Source organism: Micrococcaceae bacterium Sec5.7 (assembly GCA_039636785.1).
GTDB lineage: Bacteria > Actinomycetota > Actinomycetes > Actinomycetales > Micrococcaceae > Arthrobacter.
This window is the reverse complement of record CP144169.1, coordinates 3144560-3161024: the sequence shown is the minus strand read 5'-3', so window position 1 is coordinate 3161024 and position 16465 is coordinate 3144560. Positions and strand designations below refer to the sequence as shown.

Below are 16465 nucleotides of genomic sequence, written 5' to 3'. Positions count from 1 at the left end.
GCCGACCGCCCCTGGCCTGACAGCCTAAGCCCTGACCGGCCCCGAACTCCCGCGCACCTCAAGCTGCGGCTGGAAGGTTTTTCCGGGGCTGGGGGTGTCATCGTTCCGGATCAGCGCACGCATCCGGTGCCAGGCCTGCTGGCCGAGCTCGGTAATGGGCACGGCGGACGTGGTCAGCGGAGGGGTGGTGTACCTCGCGAACGGGATGTCATCGAAACCCGTCACTGAGATCTCTCCGGGGACGCTGATGCCGCGCTCGTGGAGTCCGCTGAGCAGGCCCATGGCCACAAGGTCATTGAAGGCCAGGATGGCGGTGGCGCCGCTGGCCACCACGGCATCCACCGCCCCGTGGCCGGTCTCGAAATTGGACCCGCCTTCCAGCGTCTGAAGCGTGACCTCGGGGTGGGCAGCCCTGAAATTTTCCAGCCCTTCAACGCGGAGGGCGTTGGAGGCACTCCGGGCAGGACCGGCCAGGAAAGCCAGCTTGCTGTGTCCCAGGCTGACGAGGTGTTCGGCCAGCTCCTGGATGCCCCGGCCATAGTCCACCATCAGGCTGGGTGTCCGGGCCGCTGTTGTGGTGCGGTTGATCAGCACCATTGGATGCAGCGACGGGGCGAGTTCCTCGAGCTCCGCATCACTCATCCGCGTTGCGCAAAGCACCAGGCCGTCGCACCGCCGTCGTGCTTCCCCGGCCAGAATGGCCTCTTCGCTGGAGACCTCGGAGGAGTCGGCGATCAGCACCCGGTAACCGTCCTGGGCAGCCGCCATGCTGAGGCCACGCAGGATGGCCTGGAAGGTGGGGTTGGAGAGGTCGGGCACCACGATCCCGATGGTGTCCGTCTTGCCCAGGGCGAGGCTGCGACCCACCGGGTTCGGCTGGTAATTCAACTCGGTGGCGGCGGCGCGAACACGCGCGGCAATCTCCACGTCCACGGTGAAGTTGCCGTTCATGACCCGCGAAACTGTGGCATGCGAAACGCCTGCCATCAGCGCTACGTCGGCAATGCCGATTCGCCGCGTGGTTGATCTCCTGCCCATGGGGCCCCTTTCCGGGTTGCAGTCATCGAATCTCCGGACCGTGGTTCCGGCTGACGGTTGACGTAACCACTGATGTCTTGACACAAAGCATATAACGCTTTGAGAAAACGCTTTCTCAAAATCTTCTCTGATCCTCACCGGCCGTCAAGCGGCTGTCACGCCTGCCTTTGGAAAGGGGCACTCCCCATGATCGCCGCCGAGACCGCCGCTTCACTGCCCACCTCCGCTTCGACTCCGGAAGAAACTTCCCAGGCCGCGCCGGAATCGAACCCGCGCACGCCAGCCGCAAAGGCGCGCATCGCCCTCATCGGCACGTGCGGACGCTCCGAAATGTACATCCGGGCCATCTTCGGCGAGCACGCCGGCGTCGCGGCACTGCCCGGAGCGGACGTGGTCAGTGGCAGCGTCGATCAGGACGCGACGCTGGACGGCGCGGCTCCCGTGGTCTTTTCCACCACCGCCGCCAATGTCCTGGCGCACCCGGATGAGCTGCTGGAGGAATGCTTTGGCCCCGCCACCCTGCTCATCGAATACCGTGACGCGGACGAGCTGTCCGCGGTCCTGGCCAAAGTGCCGGGAAGCCTCGCGGCCACGGTCCACGCGCAGCCCGGCGAGGACATTTCCGGACTTGTTTGAGCAGCTGTCCGGATTGGCGGGACGGGTGCTGTTCGACGGCTGGCCACCGGCGTTGCCGTGAACCGGGCCCAGCAGCACGGCGGCCCGTACCCGGCCACCACGTCCCTCTTTACCTCGGTAGGAGCGACGGCGGTGCGCAGGTTCCAGCGGCCGGTCGCCTACCAGGACGCACCGGAGAGCGTGCTGCACCCCTCCCTGCGCGAAGCCAACCCGCTGGGCATCCCGCGGCGCGTGGACGGTGCGCTGGTGCTTTCGTAGGGCTGAGCGCCCCGCCGCCCGAAAGAGCGGCGGGGCGTTCTGCATCCCAGCCCCGCGAGTTCCGGGATTAACCCAGGCGTGCTTTCAGGTTCCCGTCCAGGGCGGCGAGGAAGTCCTCGGTGGTCAGGTGCGCCTGGTCCGGGCCCACCAGGAGCGCCAGGTCCTTGGTCATTTTGCCGGACTCCACGGTCTTGATGACCACGTCTTCGAGCGTCCGGGCGAACTCGATTACTGCCGGGGTGTTGTCCAGCTTGCCGCGGTGCATCAGCCCGCGGGTCCAGGCGAATATTGAGGCGATGGGGTTGGTGGAGGTGGGCTTGCCGAGCTGGTGCTGGCGGTAGTGCCGGGTGACGGTGCCGTGGGCTGCTTCGGCCTCAACCGTTGTGCCGTCCGGAGTCATCAGCACCGAGGTCATCAGGCCGAGGGATCCGAAGCCCTGGGCCACGGTGTCCGACTGGACGTCGCCGTCGTAGTTCTTGCAGGCCCAGACGTAGCCGCCTTCCCACTTCATGGCGGAAGCAACCATGTCATCGATCAGCCGGTGCTCATACGTCAGGCCGGCTTCCTCGAACAGGTCCTTGAATTCATCGTCGAACACTTCCTGGAACAGATCCTTGAACTGGCCGTCGTAGGCCTTCAGGATGGTGTTCTTGGTGGAGAGGTACACCGGGTAATTCCGCTGCACGCCGTAGGCGAACGAGGCACGGGCGAAGTCCCTTATCGAATCGTTGAAGTTGTACATGCCCATGGCCACGCCGCCGTCCTCCCCGTACGTGACGACTTCCTGCTTGATCGGCTCCGAGCCGTCGGCCGGCGTGAACGTCAGGGTCAGGGTGCCTGCACCCGGGACCTTGAAGTTGGTGGCGCGGTACTGGTCGCCGAACGCGTGCCGGCCGATGATGATCGGCTTGTTCCAGCCCGGCACCAGGCGCGGGATGTTGGAGATGATGATGGGCTCCCGGAACACCACGCCGCCCAGGATGTTGCGGATGGTCCCGTTGGGCGAGACCCACATTTTCTTCAGGCCGAATTCCTCAACCCGGGCCTCGTCCGGGGTGATGGTGGCGCACTTGACGCCCACGTTGTGTTCCTTGATGGCATTGGCGGCGTCTATGGTCACCTGGTCGTCGGTGGCATCGCGGTTCTGGATGGACAGATCGAAGTACCTCAGATCCACATCGAGGTACGGGGTGATCAGGCGCTCCTTGATGATCTGCCAGATGATGTGCGTCATTTCGTCGCCGTCGAGCTCCACAACGGAGCCAAGAACCTTGATTTTCGAGATATCAGTCAAAGGGTTTCCTTTTGTTGGTCGGACAGGGGGGCGTCCATGGTTGGAATCCGGCGGATAAAAGCCAGAAGACTCAGCCGTTTTCGTCTGGGGGAGCCGCGGGACCCGGATGCTGGCGGAGGGCGTCGAATAGTTCGGCGACGCTCATGCTTGCCGCAGCGGCAGCAGCCTTGACCGGCACCTGGGCGGCCATTGCCTCGCACAGCGACCGCACGAGATCGTCCCGTGCCTGGTCGATCCGGAGCTCGAGGGTTTCGATTTCCACGGATGCGGCGTCGATGTTTTTCAGGTGTCGTTCCATGGTTGGCTTCCGGGCTGTGGGCGGGGCGGGGGACATGATCGTGCCGGCGCGGCGGTCAGTCTCCGGGGTCCGGGGACCGGGCCGGCGCGGCCCAGAACCACGCAGTCCAGTGCCGGACGGCGGGCACCGGGAACGGGCCGGGACCGGGATTCGGCTGATTCAACGTGCAGTCCGGACTGCCGGAGCCAGGACGCCGCCTCGGCGCTGTCGTGAAGCACAGCTTCGGTCCGTGGCCGGCCGGCGCTTTCGCGCTTGTCCGCCGGGGCGTGACCGATGTACAGGAACAGCCCGCCGGGGACCAGAGCACGTGCGGTGCGGGCGGTGGTGCGCTCGAGGTCCGTGCGGGGCAGGTGAAGGAAGGCTGCCAGGACCAGGTCCAGGCTCGCAGGGTCCGGGGTATGGGCTATGACGTCGGCCACGGACCACGTGATCAGGTTCTTCACGCCCTCGGCGTAAGCGCGTTCGCGTCCGATCGCCAGGGCCTCGGTGGAAAAATCCATGGCCTGCACGTGCCAGCCGCGGCTGGCCGGCCACACGGCATGGCGCCCGTCCCCGGCTCCAAGATCCAGCGCACGGCCCGGAGCAATCCCGTTCAGTTCTGTGCGCACCGACGTGCTGGCAGGTGCCCAGCCGTAATCGGTTTCGGTGTACCAGCTGTTCCATGCGGCGGCGTCGGCGGTGTGGTCGGGCCGGCCCGGCCAGGCGTACTTCCACGCCGGCAGTGAGCTGCGTTCGGCGGTCATGGCCGGCCTCTGTCCGGCCGTTGCACGGTTGGTCCGTCTGAGTGGTGGCCCGCCCGGTTCCGACTGTGGAGGGCGGTGAGGCCGGCGGGGACGGCGAAGGCCAGCGAGATCAGGACCATCTTTGGCGTCCAGGCCACGCTCCCGGGCACCGCAGGGACTGCGGAGAAACCGTCGGGCAGGAGGAGGGCCGCAAGAGCGAAAACCATGGAGTACTGCGGCAGGCGGCCCCGTTCCGGCCGGGATTCCGCGGGTGCTGCTGGCGGCAAGGAGTGCTCCGTATCATTCATTGCGCCGTAGTACTGCCGGGGGCTTCTGACGTGTCCGGCCCTGGCCCGGCGTCCCGTCCGGGGTGCCCGGCGGCCCGGGCGGGGTGCCCTGCGGCCCGGGCCCGGACCACGTGGCTGCGGGCGTGTTCCACGGCAGGGGGCAGTTCAGCGAAGAGGTGTTTGTGGTGGCGCAGGGATTCCAGGACGCCGACACGTGTGATCAGGGCCAGGTGGCGGTCCTGGATGCCTTTGATCAGGACGGTGATCCCGCGGCGTTCGAGGGCATTGACGATGTCGGTGATGACTCTGGCCCCTGTCGCGTCCAGGACCTGGAGCTGAGACATTCGGATGATGACGACGTCGGCGTTGCGGATCGCGCTGACCCGGTCCAGGACGCGTTCGGCGGCAGCGAAAAACAGGGCCCCGTCGAGGCGGAAGACGGCGATGTGCTCGTCCCCGTCCTGCACCGGCCCCGGGATTTCCTCCCGGTGCACGCCACTGGACCTGACCAGGGAGCGCAGGGCGAAGAATGACGCGACGGCGATGCCGATCGCCACTGCCTCGATCAGATCGAAGGACACTGTGATCACCGCTGTGACGAAGAACACGACCGTGTCTGCCCGCGTGGATCCGATGACGCTGCGCAGCGTGGCGAGGGAGACCATGCGTGTGGCGGTGACCATCAATACCCCGGCCAGGGCGGCGAGCGGGATCCGGGAGACCGGGCCGGTGGCCAGGTAGACCACGGCCAGCAGGACCAAGGCGTGCGTGATGGCTGCCAGCCGGGTCCGGCCGCCTGAGCGGATGTTCACGGCGGTGCGGGCGATGGCCCCTGTGGCGGGCATGCCGCCGAAGAAACCGGAGCCGACTGAGGCCAGGCCCTGGCCCAGGAGCTCACGGTCGGCATCATAGGGGCCGGTATCGGAGATCGACGCGGCAACCCGGGCCGAGAGCAGCGATTCGATCGCTGCGAGGGCAGCGATCGTGGCGGCCGGCCCGGCCAGCGCCGTTATGGTCGCCCAGTCCAGGGAAGGCATGACCGGTGCCGGCAGCGTGTCGGGCAGCGATCCTATCCGGGCCACCGGAAGGTCCAGCACCTGGGCGGCGATACTGGCCACGACGATCGCGATCAACGAGCCCGGGATCTGCGGGTGGATCCGTGGTGCTGCAAGCATGATCAGCGCCACCAGAACAACCAGCGCCGCCGGTGCAAGGGCGGCGCCCGGGGACGCCGTTCCGAGGCCCTGCATGGCCGAAGCAGCGGCATTGCTGCTCGGCCCTGCTTTGACCCCGAACGCCGCCGGGACCTGCTGCAGGAAGATTATTACCGCGATCCCGAGCGTGAAGCCCTCGATCACGGGCCAGGGAAGAAACGTGACGACCCGGCCTAGTTTCAGCAACCCGGCGGCGGCGACGATCACCCCGGCAAGGACAGAGACCGCGGCCAGGGCTCCCGCGCCCTGCGCGGCAATGACCGGGCCGAGAACCACTACCATGGCCCCGGTGGGGCCGGAGACCTGGATGTTGGAACCTCCGAAGACGGCGGCAATCACACCGGCGATCACGGCGGTGATCAGTCCGCTGGCCGCTCCGGCGCCGGAGCTGACCCCGAACGCCAACGCCAGCGGCAGCGCAACGATGCCCACCGTGACGCCCGCGACCAGGTCCCCTTTCCAGGTGCGCGGCAAATCCGCGTAGTCTTGCCGGCCCGGCAACAGTGACCGCGCCGCATCCAGCGCCCTCATCGGGTGCTGCCTGGTATTGCCGCCTGAGAGGCGGCCTCGGAGTGCTCAAGCTGCTCCCGTGTGGTGTGCAGCATGTCATTGAGCAGGAGCCTCGCCACCGCCAGAAGGTCGGACACCTGCGGGTAGGCCAGCGAATAGAACATCTGCAGCGCCCGGCGCTCCCCCCGGACCAGATGGTAGCGGCGCAGCACGGAGAGGTGCTGGGACAGATGCGAGGCCTCCAGGCCGGTGGCGGCCAGAAGATCCGTCACCGACACCTCCGGCGCCGCCGCCAGCAGTTCCAGCACCCGGATCCGCACCGGATGGGCCAGACCCTTGAAAAGGTTGGCCTTCACCTCGTACAGCGGCGCCCGGAAATCCGAGAATTCTTCCATGCCTGCCTCCCGGCCGATCACAATAAGCCCTTGCTTGACTATTTTATAGATCCATCATCCAGTATAACAGGGGCGGACTGGTGCGGGCAGGGCGCGGTGGCCGGAATCGGTCCACGACCGGGCGTGGCGCACCGGTGTCGCGCCACGGAATCCCAGCCGAAGTTGTTACAGCTGAAGCGCCACGCCCCAGAGTTCCAGCGTCACCGGGTGTTCCAGGCCATTCACCACCGTGGATGGCCAGCGGCTGTCCGTCGTCAGTACCTTGAGCCCCGCCTCCGTCGGTTGGACGGTGTCCTCGATCTTCACGCCCGGCCCGGAGGGGTTCCAGGTGAACGTCTGGTTGGGGACCACCCGGTCATCGGCGGAGGCCGTGACGCGGGGATCGCGGCCTGCGTAGCCGGCAGGTCCTCCCTGGTGGTGCAGTTCCCACTGCTCAGCGCCGAAGCCGTGGCGCACGTACGCCGCCTTGATCTCGGTGAAGATGCTGTTCAGCCGGGCGCCAGGGACCGTGGCATCAAAGATGTCAGCCTCGACAGCGGCGATCCTGGTCTCGGCGTCGAGCTCCTCCGGACCGGCGGAATCGAACCTTACCCAGCGAGTCAGGTTGGCCACCAAGCCGTCGCGCCGGGCGCACGCCACCATCATGGCCCGGCGACCGATCGGTGCATGTGTGGCCAGCGGGTGCCGGAAGGCGCGGGGCGAGCTGCCGTTGCAGAGGAGAACCAGCGGTTCGGCTCCGGCGGCCACCACCCGCTCCGACAGTGCGGCCACCAACTGGAACTCGGTGCTATCGGGCCGCGCCGCGGACAAAACGTCCGTCATGGCGGCCGCCGTTTCAGCGCTCAGCCGGGCGTACCGCAGACTCTCCGCCGGCAGAAGGGACTGCCTCGCGGCCCGCAGCTGCGAGGCAACAGCGCCCGCAGCTGGGAGGCAACAGCGCCCTCGGCCAGCGGCTCGGCGCCGCGTGAACTTTCCCTGCCGAGAGCGGCCGCTGCCTCATGCAGCTGGCCGTACCACGGGATCTGGTGCAGCGATACGCCCGGCGGCAGCTCTTCGGCGGAAATCCTGCCGGCCTCGTTGTTGAACGTGACCAGGTGGTCGCCTTCGCGGTCCACCAGCAGTGCGGCTATTGGATCACCCGCCAGGCTGATGTGCACCCGGCTTCCATCGAGATACCAGGCCAGGGCCGTGTGGCTGGTCAGCTCGCGGACCGCGGCGTTGCGGCGAACTCCGGGGTCCGCGCGGCTATTGAAACCAAGCTGACGCCGGCAGACGTCAAGGTGGTCAAGTTCATCGACGATATCAAGGATGAACTCGGCGAGGCTCCCGCTCCGCCGCCGAAGGGCGCGGGCGCCATCCAGGAAATCGTCAAGCGCTACACCTCCGAAGTGCTGTTCAACAGGCTATCGACGGAGGACGCCGGCAAGAAGGCCGTGGATGAAATGACATCGGCCATCAGCGGCTGACCCGGCTTCAACGCCCGTCCGACGCGGATGGCGGACATGCCCCAACCGGAACCTCCTGGTTCAGCTTGGGGCACTTCTGCCTGTCTCCGCCAGTCTCGCCGTACGCGTTCACCCGGCCGTCACGGTACTCCTGAATGAGATTGGCATAGACAACCCATCCGTCGCCGACTAGGGTGGGCAGGCGATGGATGGGGGGAGTCAGTGCGACCTTCGGGGAGTTGTCCCGGAATCGGAATTGCGATTGGGGACCGATTCGGGTTCGGTCCCGAACGCACGCGCGCGCATTCGGTCCGTCAGCGATGAAGATCGCCTGGCCAACGTGGTGAAGCCGCTCTCAATTTTAGAAAGTCCGGGAACTGACATGGCCACGCCCACCCAACGCCGCTGGCGTGCACTACCGCGCCGTTTCGGCGTTCAGATGGTGGCGGCCAGTTTGCTGGTGTCGCTGCCTCTCATGATCGTGTTGGCGGTGCTCCTGACGACGCAGTCTTCGGCGAGCCTGACCGCTGCCGCCCAAGACAAGGGAGTTGCCCTGGCCAGTGTGGCCGCGTTGCGGGTGGAGGACTGGCTCTCCGAACGTCAGGGCGACCTGAAGGTCATCGCCGGAACCGTCGGCGGTCAACTCGATAGCCCCGCAACTGCGGCCCGGCTTGCGGCAATGGACAAGGCCCACGGCAGCTACACGCTGATGGAGATCACGGACGTCGCCGGCAAGGTTCTGTCGACGAGCAGGGCCGGGATCGAACTGGCCCCGGCCGGGCAGGGCTGGTTCCAGAGCGCCGCCGCCGGCAAACCGGCGGTGACGTCACTGGTCCGTCAGGGGAATCAGATCGACTGGATCATCGCCCAACCGGTAATGGACGCCAACGGACACGTCCAAGCCGTCGTTGTCGCCAACCTCGACCCTATGGTGTTGCCCAAACTGCTCAGCCCAGGACTCGGCACGGGCGACGAAGTCGTCGTGTCCGACTCCCGGAACCAGCTGATCTACGACACCGGGTCGCTCGGAAAGGCGACCGACGGGGCCGCGCTGCTCGCGGCAGGCGTGCTGAGCACGACCGTGGACACCGAGGCGACCCGCCAGGCCTTGAGCAGCGGTGTCCCTGGCTCGGCCAGCTTCACCGGCTACAAGGGCAACGCCGTCATTGGCGGCTATGACGTCGTAGGAGAACTGAACTGGGTCCTCGTCGTGAGGCAACACGCCGGCGAGGTGCTTGCACCGGTAGCCACCCAGATCGAGCGCGCCGTCATGCTCGTCATCGTCGGCGCAGTCCTTGCCGCGGCCGTTTCGATCGGCCTGGCCTGGCGCACAATCCGATCGGTCAAACGGCTGGGCGCAGTGGCGCACCGGGTAGCACAGGGTGATCTGACGGCCCGCGCCGTTCCGGCAGGATCCGTTGAACTCGTCGTGCTGGCCGAATCATTCAACGCCATGCTGGCCACCTGCCAGCAGCTCGTCGGCCAACTCGGCGCTGCCGGGGTCGAGGTAAATTCCGCGGCAACGGAGTTGTCGGCATCCTCTGACGAATTGGCGGTGATCACCACCCAACAGAGTGCGGCGGTCACACAGGCCACCGCGACCACCGAGGAGCTCGCGCGGTCGTCGGTCGCCATCGCGGACACCGTCGACGCGGTCGCGCGCCAGACCGCAGAGACCAGGCAGAACCTGGAGCAGGCCGAGACCGACATCACCCTGTCGAGCGAGCGCACGCTGGCCCTCGCCGGGCGGGTCAATGACATCGACGCACTGGTGGTGCTGATCAACGACATTGCGGATCAGACCAACCTGCTCGCCCTCAACGCCGCGATCGAAGCGGCCCGCGCTGGGGAAAACGGTCGGGGTTTCGCGGTGGTGGCCGACGAGGTTCGCCGTCTGGCCGAGCGGTCCAAGACTTCCGCGGGCGACATAGCCGCGATCGTGGCGGCCGTCCAGCGCGAAACCAACGCCACTGTGATGGCCATGGAAAAGGGCGCCAAGCAGATGCAGCACGGACTGATCCTGCTTGAGGCTGTCACGGATGCCAACGGGCAGGTCAGTCTGACCACCCAGCAGCAACGCAGCGCCACAGCCCAGGTCGTCGAGACGATGGAGCAGCTCACCGACGCCAGCCGCCAGGTCTCGATCACCGCCCAGCAGATCGCTTCCTCCGCAGGAGATCTCGCGGATCTGGCCCACAACCTTGAATCCACCGCAGGTGTCGGCAGCGGACACCGATGACTGACGTGCATGCCGTGCTTCTCCCGGTCGGGGCCGATCTGTACGCCGTGCCCATCGACCGGGTCAAGGAAGTGGTGGCGGCCCCGATCCTGACCCGATTGGTTACCGCGCCGCCGCACGTGCTCGGGCTGTTCAATTTGCGGGGGCAAATCGTGCCCCTACTCGACACCGCCGCGTTGCTGGGGCTTCCCGTCGCCGGGCCTACCGCATTCGCACTCGTCCTTCAGTCCCGGCAAGGTCCGATCGGGCTTTCAGCGACGGCCTTCCCCCATCGGGCGATTCTCGGCGCGTCCATCGGCCCGTCGGAACTGCCCGGAACCGGCGGCACTTATCGGGTGGAACACCGGGTGGCGGTGCTGTTGGACGCAGATGTTCTCTTGACCGCCGATCGGCTCGGCCGCGCCCCCGGCAGCGAAATCATGGTCTCGGGCGGAGCGGGAGGGTGAGCGTGCTCGGCTTGGAACAGGTGAGGGAACTGTTCGCCCAGGAAGCCGAGGTTCGCCTCGCCGACCTGGATCAGCTCTTGCTCCAGCTCGAGCAGGCCGGGGGCGACGAGACCCTGATCCGCTCCGTGTTCCGGGAGCTGCACACCCTCAAGGGTTCCGCGGCCGTCGCTGGGCTCGACGAGGTGAGCCAGGTCGCTCACGAGCTTGAGGAGATCGTCGACGCTTTGAGGGCGGGACGGCAGCTCGTCACCCCCCAGATCATCGACACACTGCTCGCCGGGGCCGATCGGCTCGGCCACGTCATCGCAAGGACACTCGGTACAGCCGAACCTTTGGCGGTCGTCAGTCGGCCGGAGAGCCCTGCGGCCTCCGAGCCGCCGACCGGCGGCCAGCTCGCCGCCGTCGAGCGACGCACGGTGACGCCGGCTGGCGACCTTTTGGAGGCGCAGCGGCCACATCCCACCGCCGAGGCCACCGGCGATAGCGACACCGGCGGCGTCGTCATGGTGCCGATGGAACGGCTCGACGAGATGGTCCGGCTGATCGGCGAGTCGGCTTCCGCCCACCTGCGCGTCGGACGCATGCTGATGGAGAAATACGGCGCCGACCCGACCCTCAACTCCGAATTCAACGATCTCTCGCGGGCCCTCAACGAACTGCAGGACCGCGCAATGCGCACCCGGATGGTGCCCCTGGCCACCATCACCGGCAAGCTTCAGCGCGCGGTGCGCGATCTGTCGCGGGGTGAAGCCAAGACCATCCACTGGGACGTGCGAGGAGCGGACACCGAGCTCGACCGCGGGGTCCTGGTGCAGCTGTCCGACTCCCTGCTGCACATCGTGCGCAACGCCGTCGATCACGGCATCGAGTCCGACGCCCTGCGGGCGGCAGCCGGGAAACCGGCGGGGGGCACCATCAGGCTGCACGCGATGCAGCTCGGCTCCGAAGTCATCATCGCCGTCACCGACGACGGCAACGGGATCGATACGGGGCGAGTCAGGGAGCAGGCCGAACGCGAGGGCATCGACACCGACGGGATGAGCGAGGAGGACATCCTTCACCTCGTCTTCCACCCCGGACTCTCGACGAGAACCTTTGTGACCGACGTGTCCGGCCGGGGAGTCGGACTCGACGTCGTTCGCGCCAGCGTCGAGGCGGCGCACGGCCGGATCGAGGTGCGCTCCAAACCAGGGCTGGGCACCGAGTTCCGCATTATCGTCCCGATCACCCTCGCGGTGCTGCGCTGCCTGCTTGTCGAATCCGGAGGCCAGCGCTTCGCGCTGCCGTTCCATCGGGTGGTCCTGACCCAGCGCTACGACCCGTCGAGCCGGTCCAGCGCCGAAGGGCGGCCGGTCATCTTCGTCGAGGACCAGCCCGTGCCGGTGTCGACCCTGGCCGGCACGCTCGGCCTGGACTCCGCCGAACCGAGCAACGGCCCCGTCGTCATTCTCGCCGACACGGCCCGCCGGCACGCGTTCCAGGTGGACCGACTCGTCGGCCAGCGCGACGTCGTCGTCAAAGCACTGAACGGGCTGCTCGCACACCTGCCCGCGGTCGCGGGCGCGAGCGTCGAACCCGACGGCTCCGTGCTCATCGTGCTGGACCCGCCGGGACTCATCCAGCGGGCCCGGCACTCCGGTCGAGGCCGGGCCCCGAAGCTGAGGGAAGCGCCGTCCACCGGATCCGTCCAGCGGATCCTCGTCGTGGATGACGCCCTGACCATCCGCGAATTGCAGCGCAGCATCCTGGAACGGGCCGGCTTCGATGTGCGGGTCGCCGTCGACGGCATTGATGCGCTTTCGAAGCTCGCCGAGGAAGCCAGCGATCTGATCCTCACCGACATCGAAATGCCGAACATGGACGGTTTCGAGTTGACCGAAGCGGTCCGCGCTCATCCATCACTGGCCAACATCCCCGTGCTGATTCTCAGCTCCCGCTCGAGCGCGCCCGACCGTCAGAAAGGGCTCGACGCCGGCGCCGACGGCTTCATCCTCAAGAGCAGCTTCGACGAGGGCAGCCTGCTCATGGCCGTGAACCGTCTGATCGGCGCACGAGCATGACCGGCACCTCGCTCGGCAAAGAGATCAGGGTGCTCATCGTTGAGGACGCGCCCACCCACGGCGGCCCGCTCACCCGCGGTTTGCAACGCGACGGGGACATCGCCGTCTTCGGCCAGACGTCAACGGGGGCGGCCGCAATCGGGCTCGTGGCCCGCGAGAATCCCGACGTCATCATCCTCGGCCTCAGCACGAGCGACGGCAGCGGTCAGTATTTCATCGAACAGGTCATGGCGCTTACGCCGACGCCCATCCTCGTACTCTCCTCCCGGATCGAGGACCGGCATTCCCCGTCGGCCGTCGAAGCCCTCGTCGCCGGTGCCCTCGACGCGCTGCCGGCTCCGGGCTGCTGGAGCACGGAGCTGGAAACACGGCTCCGCCGCACCGTTCGCCAGATCAGCAAGGTCCAGGCGATCCGGCATCCCCGCGGTGGCCTGGCCAAGATCCCGCGGGCGGACCCGCCGAAGCCGGGCAGCGGCCGGCAAGCGGTCGTTGCGGTGGCCGCATCGACCGGCGGCCCCAAGGCGCTCGCGACCGTGCTGGCGGGGCTCCGCGGGCTGAACGCGCCGGTGCTCGTCGTCCAGCACCTTCATCCGGACTTCACCGGCGGACTGTTGGATTGGATGACCCGTGCATCGGCGTTGCCGGTGGAGATCGCCAACCACAACAGTGTCGCGCGGCCAGGGCGTGTCTACCTTGCGCCCGGAGGAGTCCACCTGCGTCTGGCCGCGAACCTTCGGCTTGAGCTCGCGACCGTCCCGGTCATGATCCACCAGCCGTCCGCCGACGAACTCTTCCGTTCCGTGGCGGAGCAGGCCGGATCCGCCGGCGTCGGGGTCATCATGACTGGCATGGGTCACGATGGCGCCAAGGGGCTGCTTGAGATCCACCGCAAGCGGGGCCAGACCCTGGGCCAGGACCAGGCCTCGTGCGCGGTCTTCGGGATGCCGCAAGCCGCCCAACGCCTCGGTGCGCTCACGAGTTTGTTGCCGCCGGAGCAGATCGCGACCGCGATTCTCAGGGCCGTTTCGTTGGTGCGGCCATGAGCGCGCTCGAACCGTCGGAAATGATCATCGACCGAGTGGCCGAGCTCTTGAGGACCGAGGTCGGCCTCCGGCCCGAGCCCGCCCTGCGTGCCCGGCTGCGGCGCTGCATCCGCGACGAGGCCGCTGGCCTGAGGATGGACCCCGACCGCTATCTCCAGGCACTCTCGACCAGTGCCGGCCTGTGCCAGAACCTCCTCAACCGGGTCACGGTGCAGGAGACGGGATTCTTCCGCCACCCCGAGCATTTCGAGGTGCTCTCTCGCGACATTCTCCCGACGCTGCCGCAGCCGATCACCATCTGGAGCGCCGGCTGCGCCAACGGGCAGGAGGCGTTCAGCCTTGCCATGCTGCTCGAGGAACACGGGGTCACAGGGTCGGTGATCGCAACCGACGTGTCCACCTCTGCACTGCACCGGACGAGAGCCGCCCGTTACACGGCCGGGGAAGTCAGGGGCCTGGCGCCGGATCGGATCGCACGCCACCTGACACCTGTCGGCCAGTCGTGGGAAATCAACCAATCAGTCCGGGACAGGGTCAGCACGCTGCACCACAACCTCACGGACGCCGTCCCTGACCGGGTGCGTTCGTGCCAGCTGGTGTTCTGCCGCAACGTGCTCATCTACTTCTCTCCCCAGCATGCCAAGGTTTTCCTCGACCGTGTCGCGAACGCGCTGCCTGCGGCGTGGTTGTTTCTCGGCGCGGCCGAGACGATCTGGGCGGTCGGCGACCGCTATGAGACCTTGAGGATCGGCGGCACCTACGCCTACCGGCCGCTTGCGGTTCCCGCCGTGCCTTCATCCGCCACCGCCGTGCGGGCACCGGTGAACGGCAAGCGGGCGACCGCACGGCTCGCGAGTACGCAACGTGTCCCGCCCCTGGAAGCCGAGAACGAATCCGCCGCCATAGCACGCCTGGCACAGGCCGGGCAGCAGGCGTTCGCGGCGCGGGACGAGCGGGCCGCCGTCGTCATCTTCCGCAAGTGGGTTTACCTCGCACAGGACGATGCGCTCGCCCACCTGCATCTCGCCCTTGCTCTCGAGGCCCTGGGCGACCAGCTGTCGGCGCAACGCGCCTTCGGGGCGGCTCGGCGTGCCCTGCTGGAGTCCGACCCGGCGCAGCTTCGGTTCGCGATTGACGGCTACGACCCGGCCGAACTCCATAAACTTCTCGACGCCAAACAGCAGGAGCCGACCCTATGATGACCATGGTCTGTTTCCAGTCCGCCGGAGCGGCGTACTGCCTCCCGGTGGAGGCGACCCGGGCGGTGCGCACCGCCGCCGGCATCCGTTCCTTGCCCGGGACAGCGTCCGACATCGTTGGCATCCTGCCCGGCCACCCGCCGCTGACGGTCATCTCGGTGTTGGGCGGCGGCGGCACATACGTCCTCGTCGTCGAGACCGGCGGCACGACGTTCGGATTGCTCGTCGATGCCGTCACGGGGCTTCGGCGCATCGCCGTGGCCGACATCCGCCCGGCCGCCACCGGTCCGGACGTGGCGTTGATCTCGGGATCAATCGATACGGATGGCGAGCTGATGCTCGTGGCCGATCCTGACGCCATGGCTGCACGGCTGTGATGGGGGCGTCCGCGTCCGCGGCTGTCGGGACCGGGACTACCGTGCTTATCACCGACGATTCGCTCGTCATCCGCGCCGTCGTCCGCTCCCATCTCGAAGCGGAGGGCTATCACGTCGTTGAGGCCGTCGACGGGACGGCGGCGCTTGAACAGTGCAGGCGCCTTCCACCCGACGTCATCCTGCTCGACATCGAAATGCCCGGGCCCGACGGATACGAAGTGCTCGCCGAACTCAAGGCCGACCCGAAGCTCATGGACCTGCCGGTCGTCTTCCTCACCACACTCACCGAAATGGAGGACGTCCTGCGCGGGCTGCGCGGCGGCGCCCACGACTACCTCAAGAAACCGTTTGAGCCGGCCGAACTCGTGGCCCGCGTCGCCGCGGCCGCGCACGTCAAGAAACTGCAGGACCAGCTTCGCCAGCGCAACACCGAACTGGACCTGCTCAGCCGCACCGATGGGCTCACCGGCCTGCACAACCGGCGTCACATCGAGGAGGAGCTCGCCCATCACCACGCCGAGGCCGTGCGCCACCACGACCCGCTGTGTGTGCTCCTGCTCGACATCGACCACTTCAAACTCGTCAATGACAGCTACGGCCATCCCGCCGGCGATGTGGTGCTCGCCGAGTTCTCCGCGCGCCTCCTCAGCGAATTGCGCGCCGGCGATGTGGCCGGCCGGTGGGGTGGTGAGGAATTTCTCGTCATCCTGCCGCGGACCGACCTCGGTGGGGCGCTCGTCGTCGCGGACCGAATCCGCCGGGTCATCGCGTCGAAGCCAATGGCGGCGGCGGGCGTGGAAATCGATGTGACGGTCAGCGGCGGCTGCGCGTTGGGGCCCGCCGGATCCGCAGAAGGACTCGTCGACCTCTCTGACGCCCAACTGTTTGCCGCCAAGGCCGCCGGCCGCAACCGGATTATTGCCCCGACCGCGCCGGCGGATTACCAGGGTGGACTACCCAGCCGGATTGCCGAGGGCATTGGTTTCCGGTGACACGGTGAAGGC

13 protein-coding genes and 3 pseudogenes are annotated in these 16465 nt (G+C 67.4%); 9 read left to right on the top strand and 7 right to left on the bottom strand.

The window, feature by feature from the left end:
• Window positions 1-24: 24 nt before the first annotated feature.
• Window positions 25-1038 carry a LacI family DNA-binding transcriptional regulator gene (locus tag V3C33_15115; GenBank protein ID XAS66793.1) on the bottom strand — a complete coding sequence of 338 codons (1014 nt, stop codon included), beginning with the start codon at window positions 1036-1038 and terminating at the stop codon, window positions 25-27.
• Between the two features lie 366 nt (window positions 1039-1404).
• Between V3C33_15115 and V3C33_15110 the strand changes: the two are divergent.
• A pseudogene (locus tag V3C33_15110) lies at window positions 1405-1932 on the top strand (aldehyde dehydrogenase (NADP(+))).
• Window positions 1933-1999: 67 nt separating this feature from the next.
• Here the strand turns inward: V3C33_15110 and V3C33_15105 are convergent.
• The 6 genes and pseudogenes from V3C33_15105 to V3C33_15080 all read right to left on the bottom strand — a co-directional run bounded on the left by V3C33_15105 (window position 2000) and on the right by V3C33_15080 (window position 7872).
• Complete coding sequence (locus V3C33_15105) at window positions 2000-3217, bottom strand: NADP-dependent isocitrate dehydrogenase (protein XAS69753.1); 1218 nt, start codon at window positions 3215-3217, stop codon at window positions 2000-2002.
• Window positions 3218-3296: 79 nt separating this feature from the next.
• Entirely contained in the window at window positions 3297-3524 is a 228-nt protein-coding gene (locus V3C33_15100) for a hypothetical protein (GenBank protein ID XAS66792.1), read from the bottom strand.
• Entirely contained in the window at window positions 3509-4267 is a 759-nt protein-coding gene (locus V3C33_15095; GenBank protein XAS66791.1) for a class I SAM-dependent methyltransferase, read from the bottom strand. Before V3C33_15095 ends, V3C33_15100 begins: the two co-directional genes overlap by 16 nt.
• Window positions 4268-4550: 283 nt before the next feature.
• A complete protein-coding gene (locus V3C33_15090) occupies window positions 4551-6278 on the bottom strand; it encodes a SulP family inorganic anion transporter (GenBank protein ID XAS66790.1) in 1728 nt (575 codons plus the stop codon).
• A complete protein-coding gene (locus V3C33_15085; protein XAS66789.1) occupies window positions 6275-6652 on the bottom strand; it encodes a metalloregulator ArsR/SmtB family transcription factor in 378 nt (125 codons plus the stop codon). The genes V3C33_15090 and V3C33_15085 overlap by 4 nt, the downstream gene beginning before the upstream one ends.
• A gap of 165 nt (window positions 6653-6817) precedes the next feature.
• Window positions 6818-7872, bottom strand: a pseudogene (locus V3C33_15080) (M24 family metallopeptidase).
• Between V3C33_15080 and V3C33_15075 the strand changes: the two are divergent.
• The 8 genes and pseudogenes from V3C33_15075 to V3C33_15040 all read left to right on the top strand — a co-directional run bounded on the left by V3C33_15075 (window position 7846) and on the right by V3C33_15040 (window position 16453).
• Window positions 7846-8118, top strand: a pseudogene (locus tag V3C33_15075) (ABC transporter substrate-binding protein). The pseudogenes V3C33_15080 and V3C33_15075 overlap by 27 nt on opposite strands.
• Window positions 8119-8479: 361 nt before the next feature.
• The gene (locus tag V3C33_15070; protein XAS66788.1) at window positions 8480-10336 is read left to right on the top strand and encodes a methyl-accepting chemotaxis protein; all 1857 of its coding nucleotides are present in this window, start codon (window positions 8480-8482) and stop codon (window positions 10334-10336) included.
• Complete coding sequence (locus V3C33_15065; GenBank protein ID XAS66787.1) at window positions 10333-10782, top strand: chemotaxis protein CheW; 450 nt, start codon at window positions 10333-10335, stop codon at window positions 10780-10782. Before V3C33_15070 ends, V3C33_15065 begins: the two co-directional genes overlap by 4 nt.
• Complete coding sequence (locus V3C33_15060; protein ID XAS66786.1) at window positions 10779-12842, top strand: response regulator; 2064 nt, start codon at window positions 10779-10781, stop codon at window positions 12840-12842. Before V3C33_15065 ends, V3C33_15060 begins: the two co-directional genes overlap by 4 nt.
• Window positions 12839-13885, top strand: a complete 1047-nt coding sequence (locus V3C33_15055; protein ID XAS66785.1) for a chemotaxis protein CheB — start codon at window positions 12839-12841, stop codon at window positions 13883-13885. Before V3C33_15060 ends, V3C33_15055 begins: the two co-directional genes overlap by 4 nt.
• A complete protein-coding gene (locus V3C33_15050) occupies window positions 13882-15084 on the top strand; it encodes a protein-glutamate O-methyltransferase CheR (GenBank protein XAS66784.1) in 1203 nt (400 codons plus the stop codon). Before V3C33_15055 ends, V3C33_15050 begins: the two co-directional genes overlap by 4 nt.
• Window positions 15081-15461, top strand: a complete 381-nt coding sequence (locus V3C33_15045) for a chemotaxis protein CheW (protein XAS66783.1) — start codon at window positions 15081-15083, stop codon at window positions 15459-15461. The genes V3C33_15050 and V3C33_15045 overlap by 4 nt, the downstream gene beginning before the upstream one ends.
• Window positions 15462-15502: 41 nt before the next feature.
• Window positions 15503-16453: a diguanylate cyclase gene (locus V3C33_15040; GenBank protein XAS66782.1), complete on the top strand. Its 951-nt coding sequence runs from the start codon at window positions 15503-15505 to the stop codon at window positions 16451-16453.
• Window positions 16454-16465: the final 12 nt, after the last annotated feature.